Annotated in this window: 8 protein-coding genes and 3 pseudogenes; 3 read left to right on the plus strand and 8 right to left on the minus strand. The window is 42.0% G+C overall.

The genetic code is table 11. The features are described 5' to 3' along the window. A pseudogene (locus H6G97_RS38010) lies at positions 1 to 467 on the minus strand (AAA family ATPase); the annotation flags it as partial. Between the two features lie 291 nt (positions 468 to 758). Here H6G97_RS38010 and H6G97_RS38015 point away from each other — a divergent pair. Continuing rightward, a pseudogene (locus H6G97_RS38015) lies at positions 759 to 1,267 on the plus strand (ISL3 family transposase). A 532-nt stretch (positions 1,268 to 1,799) separates the two neighbouring features. Here H6G97_RS38015 and H6G97_RS38020 read toward each other — a convergent pair. Both H6G97_RS38020 and H6G97_RS55040 read right to left on the minus strand, forming a co-directional pair. Next, the gene (locus tag H6G97_RS38020; protein ID WP_190945863.1) at positions 1,800 to 3,302 is read right to left on the minus strand and encodes a beta-barrel domain-containing protein; all 1,503 of its coding nucleotides are present in this window, start codon (positions 3,300 to 3,302) and stop codon (positions 1,800 to 1,802) included. A gap of 251 nt (positions 3,303 to 3,553) precedes the next feature. Beyond that, positions 3,554 to 3,676, minus strand: a complete 123-nt coding sequence (locus H6G97_RS55040) for a hypothetical protein (protein ID WP_277883398.1) — start codon at positions 3,674 to 3,676, stop codon at positions 3,554 to 3,556. A gap of 101 nt (positions 3,677 to 3,777) precedes the next feature. Here H6G97_RS55040 and H6G97_RS38025 point away from each other — a divergent pair, with 101 nt between their 5' ends. Then, entirely contained in the window at positions 3,778 to 5,931 is a 2,154-nt protein-coding gene (locus H6G97_RS38025; RefSeq protein WP_190945864.1) for a peptidase domain-containing ABC transporter, read from the plus strand. 100 nt (positions 5,932 to 6,031) lie between these two features. Here H6G97_RS38025 and H6G97_RS38030 read toward each other — a convergent pair. Beyond that, positions 6,032 to 6,670: pseudogene (locus tag H6G97_RS38030) on the minus strand (FAD-dependent monooxygenase); the annotation flags it as partial. An 11-nt stretch (positions 6,671 to 6,681) separates the two neighbouring features. Further along, complete coding sequence (locus H6G97_RS51595; RefSeq protein ID WP_199349928.1) at positions 6,682 to 7,164, minus strand: hypothetical protein; 483 nt, start codon at positions 7,162 to 7,164, stop codon at positions 6,682 to 6,684. A 124-nt stretch (positions 7,165 to 7,288) separates the two neighbouring features. On the opposite strand from H6G97_RS51595, the gene H6G97_RS38040 reads away from it, so the two are divergent. Beyond that, on the plus strand, positions 7,289 to 7,660 hold the full coding sequence (locus H6G97_RS38040) for a hypothetical protein (RefSeq protein ID WP_190945865.1): 372 nt from the start codon (positions 7,289 to 7,291) through the stop codon (positions 7,658 to 7,660). Between the two features lie 320 nt (positions 7,661 to 7,980). On the opposite strand, the gene H6G97_RS38045 is transcribed toward H6G97_RS38040, so the two are convergent. Genes H6G97_RS38045 through H6G97_RS38055 form a run of 3 tightly spaced genes read right to left on the minus strand, consistent with a single transcriptional unit; the run spans position 7,981 to position 9,624 of the window. Then, positions 7,981 to 8,493, minus strand: a complete 513-nt coding sequence (locus H6G97_RS38045; protein ID WP_190945866.1) for a hypothetical protein — start codon at positions 8,491 to 8,493, stop codon at positions 7,981 to 7,983. After that, positions 8,468 to 8,743, minus strand: coding sequence for a class I SAM-dependent methyltransferase (locus H6G97_RS38050; RefSeq protein ID WP_190945867.1), 276 nt, complete (start codon positions 8,741 to 8,743; stop codon positions 8,468 to 8,470). Before H6G97_RS38050 ends, H6G97_RS38045 begins: the two co-directional genes overlap by 26 nt. Positions 8,744 to 8,745: 2 nt before the next feature. Further along, positions 8,746 to 9,624 (minus strand): hypothetical protein, encoded by an 879-nt coding sequence (locus H6G97_RS38055; protein WP_190945868.1) that lies wholly within the window; start codon positions 9,622 to 9,624, stop codon positions 8,746 to 8,748. Between the last annotated feature and the right edge of the window lie 133 nt (positions 9,625 to 9,757).

Genomic DNA, 9,757 nt, shown 5'->3' on the forward strand with positions numbered 1-9,757 from the left:
CTTCGTGCCTCTTGTGTAAACAGACGGCGGCGACGATTTAACCACTCGCGCAGTAGATCCAAACCGCCGAAGGGTATGCTGGCTGGCTTACCCAACTCGATACCCATTTGAGAGAGTAGCCGAGTTTTGTACTCAACGGCTTTGGGGATGAAATCAGCGCCAACGACGACACCATCATTAGTTAAGTTTTCTTTGACTGTTAACCGAAGGAAGTCGCTAATCTCCTCCAGGGTTAATCCCAAGGCAGCACGAGAAAGAGTTTCAAATTCAGCATTTTCTAGCGTAACAGTGAAAGTCAATTCCTGTTCAATAGCTGACTGTTGTAGGTCATGTAAATAAGAAGTGATATGCTCAAGTATTTGGTCAATACTAGGTAAAGGGACTTCACAATAAGGAATCAATCTGACTAGGGATTCGTGTAATTGTATGTTCTGACCCAACACTAACCAGTTAATGGGGGATTCCATTTATCAAGAATTACCTATTAACGAGGCTGTCGGCGTTGCTGATGGAGAGCCTTACTGGAATGGCTATCTGGAGCAGTGGCAGGTTTAGGTTAACAATGAATAACGGGCAGAAGAAGAGCTAAACCTTCAAAATACTTTTCGCGTTCTCCTGCTAAACCAATAGCATTGCTGGAGAAAAGAAATAAAGAGGTAATAGCAGAATACTTATCAAGCCTAGGCTTAGAGGTATTAAATCAAATAGAAGAAGTCAGTATAGACTTATGAAAACCATATAAAAGCTTAATCCAAGAAATGATACCAAATGCTCAGGTAGTAGCAGATAGATTCCATGTAATGAAACAAATAAATCAGGAGTTAGATGAAAGAAGAAGGCAAGAAAAAAGAGCAGCAGTCAAAATTAAAAATCGGAAAGAGAGAGAGGAGAAATTAGCCGGGTTAACTCACAGTAAATACCCTTTATTAAAGAACAAATAAACAAGATACGTTCCCTGCACAAAGTCGCTCCAGAATTAGGAGAAATGTATCGAAATAAAGAAGCAATTAGAGATATATTTGAAAGTCGCATAACCAGTGATGAAGCCTTATATAAATTCCTAGAATGGACAGAAACGGCTTATAAACTTTTCTCGAAAAGTTGTCGAACCATTAGTAGGTGGATAGATGAGATTCTTGCTTATTTTGATCACCGAACTACTCAAGGTATTGTTGAGGGAATTAATCAGAAAATTAAGCTTATTAAAAGAAGGGCTTATGGCTTAACTAACTTTAATAATTTTAGAAGAAGGATTTTACTCAGTTAGTATTTTTGTTCTTAATTTAACATATTTAGTCTGGGAGAGCCAGAAAAATTAGTCTGTTTATGCTAAAGCTCTAAGTCAAAATCTGGGCTTAGAGATAAAGCATATTTTCTTGTGGCCGCGACATTTGGTGTGTCTGGCTCAAAGGGATCTGTGCCGCCTTCAAAAATTTTCTGTGCCAGAGTTCTGCCATCGCCTGATAATACTTGCTCGAAACAATTTATAAATTCTTACCAAAAACTGAAATTAGAATAGCCTATAATTATACCACAAAATATTTATGCAAAAGTTCTATTGGTTATTTCAACTTTCAAAAAGCCCAAAACCTGAGCAGAGAATTTAGAATGATAGCACTCAAACAACGTATCTTCGTTTGTCACCTTAAAAGGACTACTAAATATAGGACTTATGCACTGTACAAATACACATTAATATACGTAACAACATGGTTCTGAACAAGTGTGTTTCGCTCGACTGTTGTATTCGTCAATAGCAGAAATTGCTTACCCCACTTTTGAGCGTTGCCAAAGCCCTATTATAAATCTGTGATTAGCCTTGCCTTTCTCAGAATAAATGTCAGTACCGTTTCTTCTTTGGCAATAATATCTGCTATAACTTCCATTCCTGATTGAATGGGATAGGAAATACCGCCCTTATCTAAAGAAAGCTTTTCTGGCTGAATCGTTACTTCGTAGTAGGGCATAGCTCGACTGGTTCTGTCACTTTGTTCTGTAATAGCATCGGCAGTTATGGCTCTAACAGCACCTTTGAGTGTACCGTAATCTGGGTAAGGATAGGCAGAAACTCGCAGTTGCACTTTGCCTTGTTTACATTCTGTAGTTTGTGCGGCTTTGCATAAGCGAATCTTGCTAATATCTTGAGCAGCAACACGCGCTTTTATTATTAAAGGTGCGTTACTAGGAGCAATTTGGGCTACTGCATCCCCAAGACGTAGTACTTGACCTGGGTTTCTCAGTTCTAGTTTCAGGATAGTGCCTGCCTCAGTTGTGCGAATTATAGTTTTTTGTAGTTCTGTTTCGATTTGTTTCAGGTCTTTTTGAGCGCTGTCGATTGTTGAATAGATTTGAATTTTACGCTGTAGCAGGCTTTCTCGTTGCTGATTCAATCGCGCCCTATTAGTTTCACCTGTAGCACGTTCAGTAGCAATTTCCTCTTGTGCGATTGAGATGACTGCATTACTTGGATTAAGCGCTGCCAAAGCACGGTTTCGTCTGGCAATTGCAACTTCCACAGCTTGTTTAGCCTTTAAAATCTCTTGTTTTTGACTTTCCACAGCCGCTTTTTGAGACAATACCGTTTGCTGCTGTTGAGTAACCGCTAGTTGTGCTTCTTCTAATTGATTCTGAGGAATCGAGCCAGATTTGGCTATGGTTTGATAGCGATCGCGCTTGACTATCGCTGTTTTTAATGCTGCCTCGGTAGCTCTAACATCAGCTTGGGCTGACTTTAACTCAAGTTGAACTTTTTGCAATTCATTTTGAGCAATTTTGATATTAGCTTCAGCTTCTTGAAGTTCGCTGTTGGCAGTAACTTGTTTTTCTTGATAGTCGCGGACTGTGTGGTTCAATTCTGCTTCAGCTCTTGCAACGACGCGATTACTACGGTCAGTTTCAGCGCCTACCTCCTGCTCAAGTGCCTTAATCTGAGCATCCAGTTGAGTTAGTTGCAGCTGGTTTTGTTGAATACTCCCTTGGAGTTGACTTTTTTTGGTCTGGAGTTGGGAGTCGTCGATAAAGGCGATCGCATCAGAGTGTTTGACCACTTGATTCTCTTTGACCAAAATGTTTTTGACGCTTCCTTGGATTGTAGCTTGCACCAGCCGTACTTCTCCAGTAGGTCGAACGCTAGCAGGAGCTTTGACAGTGACGTTGTACTTGATCAGCGCAGCGAAAATGAAAGCTGCGCCAACGGCTCCAACTAGAAATAAGCTACCAAGATTTGTCCAAAGACCGATGCTAGGGAGAAAATCATCGCTCTTGACTGTGCGAAACAGGTCTGGGTGTGGATCGTCGAACATAAATTACATCGTAACCCAGTAGACTACTAGCTTACATCTGTACACCGGACGTGACCCTCAACACCCATTCATGTATATTTATTTACTCAATACCAAACCACCACCACTAACATTAGACATTTCTCGTTCGTCAAGGGTGACAATTGGCAGCTTTGTCAAAGGCAGTGTTTTGGCTTCTTTCTTGTCTTACTTCTTGTTTTCCATGATTAATTTCTCCGTCTTTGAGTGGATTTGAACTTAGTGGATTGAACCTAACTCCACTTATGACCACCGCCACTGACAGCAGACATATCTTTGTCAGTCAGGGTTACGACTGGTAGCTTTGTCAAGGGTTGTGTTTTGGCTTGTTTGTTGTCTTGCTTTTTGATTTCCATGATTAAATCCTCCGTATTAGATTAATCTAGATTTTCGATAGAACAGTTTGAATATAAGCTGATACTTTATAGTATTGTATTCGCTGATTTATAAACTGTTGATGTTACTTAAGTATACGTGCATATTGCAGCATGGTGAGTCAGATTGTGGAGCAGCTTGCTTGGCTTCCATTGCTAAACACTACGGGTGTAACCTTGCAATTAGCCATATTCGGGAAGTTGTGGGGACTGGGCAACAAGGAACGACTCTATTGGGTTTGAAACGAGGTGCGGAGGCTTTAGGATTTAATGCCCAAGGAGCTAAAGCAGCACCGGAGATTATTGACCAAATCGATGCTCTACCCCTGCCTGCAATTATTCACTGGCTAGGATACCACTGGGTGGTATTGTATGGGCGAGAGGGTAAAAAATACGTTATTGCCGACCCTGCTGTTGGTGTTCGTTATTTATCCCTCAAACAGCTAACCGAGGGTTGGCAAAATTACATCATGTTGTTACTAGAGGCAGACCCAATACGCCTTGCTGAACTGCCAGATGATAAAGTTAACAATCTAGAACGGTTTTTGCAGCGCATTTTGCCTTACCGAGCGATTCTATCGCAGGCATTGTTGCTCAATTTTGTCTTGGGTTTGATTACTCTTGCTTACCCGTTCCTCATCCAAATCCTGACCGATGATGTCCTAGTGCGGGAAGATACAGAACTGCTCAATGGTATAGTGATTGCTGTTGCAGTAATGAGTTTGATTGGTAGTGGACTGAGACTAGTACAGTCGAACCTGATTGCCCACTTTACGCAACGACTGGAATTAGGGCTAGTTCTAGAATTTATCAGAGCAATTCTGCGACTCCCACTGACTTATTACGAAACTCATCGCAGCGGAGAAATCATCAGCCGCCTCCGAGATATTCAACGGATTAGAAATGTAATTTCTCAATTACTCGTCAGCCTACCTAGCGAGTTTTTTATTGCAGTGACTTCTTTAGGTTTCCTACTGTTCTATAGCTGGAAGCTCACAGTAATTACCGCCTCCATTGCATTTGTGATGACGCTATCAACTGTTGTGTTCTTACCTAAACTCCAGCAAAAAACCCGAACAGTATTAGCTGAAGACGGTGAAAACCAAGCGATTTTGGTAGAAACTTTTAAGGGCGGACTGACGTTGAAAACAACTTTTGCTGCACCTCAGTTGTGGGAACAACTTCAATGGCGTGCTAGCAAGGTGGCAAATATGACTTTTCGCGCCATTCAAATTACAGTAATTAACCGCACATTCTCTGATGTTGTCTCTAATCTTGGTAGTGTTGGCTTGTTGTGGTTTGGCAGCAACTTAGTAATCGATAAAGAAATTAGTATTGGTCAACTCGTTGCTTCTTATACCCTAGCTCAAAATGTGGTTCGGTTAATGACTGATTTAATAATTATCATAGACGAATTTACCTGGATAAAAAGCGCTGCTGAACGTCTTACCGAAGTTACTGATGTCACACCAGAAACGCAGCCCGATGACGTTATAAAACCCTTTATTAAAATTCCTTTCGATGCTGACATAGTTGGCTCTAACCTCAACTTTAATTATCCGGGTCAAATTGATTTATTGGAGGATTTTTCCCTGACAATTTTTGGCGGTATGGTAGTTGCTTTAATTGGTGAGTCTGGCTGTGGTAAGAGTACATTAGCTAAATTAATAGCGGGGTTGTATTCTTTGCAATCTGGGAATATTCGCATTGGTAAATATAATCTGCAAGACGTTTCCCTAGACTGCTTGCGTCAACAGGTTGTTCTTATTCCCCAAGAACCTCATTTTTGGAGTCGTTCAATTATTGCCAACTTTCGTTTAAGCGCTCCTCATGTCACGTTTGAGGAAATTGTAGACGCTTGTCAGATGGCTAAAATCGATGATTTTATTAGTAAGCTACCTGACAAGTATCACACTGTTCTGGGAGAATTTGGTGCGAGTATTTCTGGAGGACAACGGCAACGATTGGCTATAGCAAGAGCTATTGTAACTAATCCGCCAGTTCTGATTTTAGATGAATCAACTGCTAACCTCGATCCAATTAGTGAAGCCCAAGTTTTAGACAGACTCCTGTCTCACCGAAAAGGCAAAACCACGATTCTTATTAGCCACCGTCCCAGAGTAATTAACCGTGCAGATTGGATTGTATTATTAGAGCAAGGCAGATTGAAAATGCAAGGCTCTTTGGAGGATTTGCGATCGCAACCAGGAGACCATTTTAATTTTTTGACCCCTTAGACTGAACGCATAAGGTAGAAACAACAAGGCATAAAAGGCAAAGCCGGAGACTTCTGTTACCTACGGTCTTGATTTTAAAACCCTTATAGGTATTAGAGTATCAACGTTTTGCCAATTCTGGAGTCCGCCCCTTCAAACCAATCATCAACTTCAGCATAAACACCTTTAACGCAGGTACTCGCTGCAAAAACCATAAACCCAGGCGACGAACTACTACCACAGGTAAGAAATTATCATAAAATATCCGATCTAACAAATCGGTGAAACCTAAAATCGTCAGTTTTTCCAGCTTGCGCCAGCGTTCATAACCTTTGAAAATCTGAATGTCGCCAATATCTTTACCCGCTTGGTGCGCTGCTTGGATTACTTGCGCCAAAGCCGCAGCATCCCGAATACCCAAATTTAAACCTTGTCCAGCGACAGGATGGCAATTGTGCGCCGCATCACCAATTAATGCTAGTCGGGGGAGAACATAGCGATTGCTTTGCATAAGTTGTACCTGAAATACAAAGCGATCGCCTAATAATTTTAATTTTCCCATGTGATCACCATACCGACGGGTTAGTTCTCTTAAAAATTGCTCATCATCTAAAGCACATAAAGCTTTTGCTTCGCCGTGAGGGGCTGTCCAGACAATGCGGCAACGGTTCCCCGGTAAAGGTAACATCGCAAAGGGGCCACTAGACCAAAATCTTTCGTAAGCGGTGTTATTGTGAGGTTTTTCTGGTTTGACAAACTGTTGCACACTTACTATATAAAAACGACCATAATTCTTAAAACTCTAATCTCGTTCCCATATTCCAACTCCACAACACTCAACAATTTCTCTTCCACAACAGTAAGACAGGGACGATTCAGCTTCCCCAACGACTGCAACAGACTTTTGACTGTCTCCTCTAGTGAATCGGAATACACCCGACTGATGCGATCGCTCAAGGATTGCATCTGCTGACACTCCGCAGGCAAGTAATCGTAAGACTTCAGGTGTTGCAACCCAACGGTGTACTCTCCATCCCAGACTCTCGCCGTGCAACTGAACTCATTTACTGCGCTGACAATCGCCCAACACCCACCCTTACCTCTGAGTTTTGGGTCGCCCTCACTCCAAAATTCGTAGTCATAGTATGCCTGTTGGTAATCTCTGCCATTCTTAGTAATGGTTCGCCAATGAATACTACCGCTACCTTCCCCCTTGTACCGTCGTATTTTACTAGGGTTTACTGCAATACTCAACAGCGATAATATCGATACAGTTGGGCGGTTGACGGTTTCAGCTTAACAATAGCGATTATAATTACATACCGCGTCAATTACTTCAATTCGGGTGAGGGCATAGACATCTTTACTAGGAAACAATATGGCAGACCTTAGCGGTAATTGGTTAGGAACTTATTGGCAAGATGAGATTCCTAGTCGCTTTGAAGCAACCTTTGTTCAGAGTGGAAATACTTTTAGTGGTTCCATTTTGGATGACAACTATTTAGGAGAAGCTCAGGTCAATGGCGAGGTAATTGGGCAGACTGTCAGTTTTACTAAACGTTATTTAGTTACCTCACCTGTACCAGTTAGATATACAGGCATGGTTTCAGAGAATGAAGATTATATGCAAGGAGAGTGGAATATAGGTTTGCAGTATTCTGGTGTATGGTCAGCCCGACGCAGTGGAGAAAACCTGATTGTAGATTTACAAAATCGGCTTGAACAGCAGACTTCATTGACAATGACTTAATCGCTCACATAAATCCCTGCCTTACCCCCAGGCTTCCTTATGTGTAATTTCCGACTCTAAAAGAATCAGTACTTTTTCTTCCAAATCCATCAAATAAGCCCGATTCAGCTTCCCCAACGACTCCAGAAACTTTTGCACCGACTCATAGAGCCCCCTCGAATACACCTGATTGATGCCATCGCACATCTCCTGCACCTGTTGATATTCCGCAGGCAGATAATCGTAAGACTTGACATGCTTCAGCCCAACAGTATATTTGTAATGTCAAGTTCTCGCGATCAACTGAAGCCTTTCTAAACATAATAATTAAATATGATTATCTATGGCATTAATGCTGAAAAACATAGAGTATCTTTGTAAGAAGTGGGCTGCAAATCTGGGGTGTAGTTAGCACGCAAAGTGATGTTTTTATAACCGTTTTCTTGTAAACAGGATATAAATTCATCCCTGCCAAACCAATGCAGTGGCAGACATTGAAGTTCAGTAACTATGAGGTTGCCATTTAACCACTTTTCATAGCGAATGAGCGTCAAGTTCAGTTGCTCTAAGGGGTCAATACTAGAAGAAGATTGCATGAGGATGATTGAGCCGTCGGCACACTCAATTGGCTCCCGTTGCTTAACAATATTTTGGGTTTTGAAATCTTCAACCGGAAGTTCCAAATCAATAAAAATCAGACCCTGTGGTTCCAGGTGTCGTGCAAAGGCTTGCAATGCCGCGATAGCAGCAGAGCGTGACAACAACATGAACGAGCCAAAAGTCACGACTATTGCATTGTACTTTCCAGGCAAGTCCAGATTCTCTACCTCACCTTGGTAAATGACAGGCTCCAAACCTCTTATCTAAAGAATGTTTGCGGCAACAAGCAAGCATATCTGGTGAAGCATCGATGCCTTCAACGTTAAGACCTGCTTCTAACAGCGGGATGAGTAATCGTCCTGTACCCACCATTACTTCGAGAATTCTGCCACCAATTTTGGAAAGATGTTTTATGTAGTATGGAACGTCAGGATATTGTCCACCAATGGGCTTGCTAATATCATATACTTCCGTGCATAAGGCTCCATATTTTGTCAGTGTCATCTTTAGCCTTCCATCTCACATTCAAGCTCTATCAAACTTAATAGTTTTTGTTCCACCTGGGTTAAATACGGTCGCTTCAGTTCTCCCAAATATTTCAACACCGCACGACCAGCTTCTTCCAAGTTCTCGTTTTGCCTCAACCGCGTCATGCGATCGCTGATTATCTGCATCTGTTTGCATTCTTGAGGCAAGTAATCATAAGACTTGAGATACTTTAATCCAACTGTCAGTTCACCATCCCAAAGCCTTACAGTGCAACTGAAGTCATGGACAGCCACCACTATACACCAACAGCCACCCTTGCCTCGCAAATCAGGATTATCTTTGACTAAGATTTGGCAGACTTCGCCAGTTTGATAGGTGTTGGGTATTCTGGTAGGTTCTATAATTTTCTGCACCACATCAGTTACAATTCTGGCACTGGGAACTTTACCACCAGCTTCCTGTACTGCTCGTTGCCAAACTTTAACCTGCTGCTGGGGTTCTAGGGGTGCGAGAGGGCGTACTTGTCCTTCGTTAGTCGGCAGTATTCGTGAGGGGTTAAGTCGAGTTTTGTCTGCTTCCTCGTTTTGGGAACAATTTGTTCCCGTTTCATCCACTCCCTCATTTTGGGAACAATTTGTTCCCGTTACTATGTTGTCAAATACTACAGAACCAGCTATTAGATAATTGACTCGGCGATGGGTGTATCCAAATCTATCACGACAATACTCCTCAAATGTGCGATGAGTGGATCTGTATAACCTGCGATCGCGCAACTGGGCCAATGCCTTTCCTGCCTCAAAAAATGCACGTTCCACCTTTCGCTCTAAATTTAGGCGATCGCTAATTTCCTGCTCAGTTAAACCTCGTCTAGGTTGAGACCCGTAGTTTTTCCTCATCAGGTTTGAGATGAGTTGTCACCCACAAACGATCTGCTACTGTATTGGGAGAGGCATTAATTTGTTGTTGAAATACTGAAACCTGTTCAATTAGGTCAGACTGACGCTCATAGCAAGTATGATATGTAACATC

The sequence above is a fragment of the Nostoc flagelliforme FACHB-838 genome (assembly GCF_014698065.1).
GTDB classification, from domain to species: domain Bacteria; phylum Cyanobacteriota; class Cyanobacteriia; order Cyanobacteriales; family Nostocaceae; genus Nostoc; species Nostoc flagelliforme_B.

What these genes read in the sequence shown, in the direction of transcription:
- H6G97_RS55040 (WP_277883398.1), bottom strand. Translation starts at nt 3,676, where the DNA reads ATGGAAATCAAAAAGCAAGACAACAAACAAGCCAAAACACAACCCTTG.
- H6G97_RS38025 (WP_190945864.1), top strand. Translation starts at nt 3,778, where the DNA reads ATGTTACTTAAGTATACGTGCATATTGCAGCATGGTGAGTCAGATTGT.
- H6G97_RS38055 (WP_190945868.1), bottom strand. Translation starts at nt 9,624, where the DNA reads ATGAGGAAAAACTACGGGTCTCAACCTAGACGAGGTTTAACTGAGCAG.
- H6G97_RS38020 (WP_190945863.1), bottom strand. Translation starts at nt 3,302, where the DNA reads ATGTTCGACGATCCACACCCAGACCTGTTTCGCACAGTCAAGAGCGAT.
- H6G97_RS38040 (WP_190945865.1), top strand. Translation starts at nt 7,289, where the DNA reads ATGGCAGACCTTAGCGGTAATTGGTTAGGAACTTATTGGCAAGATGAG.
- H6G97_RS38050 (WP_190945867.1), bottom strand. Translation starts at nt 8,743, where the DNA reads ATGACACTGACAAAATATGGAGCCTTATGCACGGAAGTATATGATATT.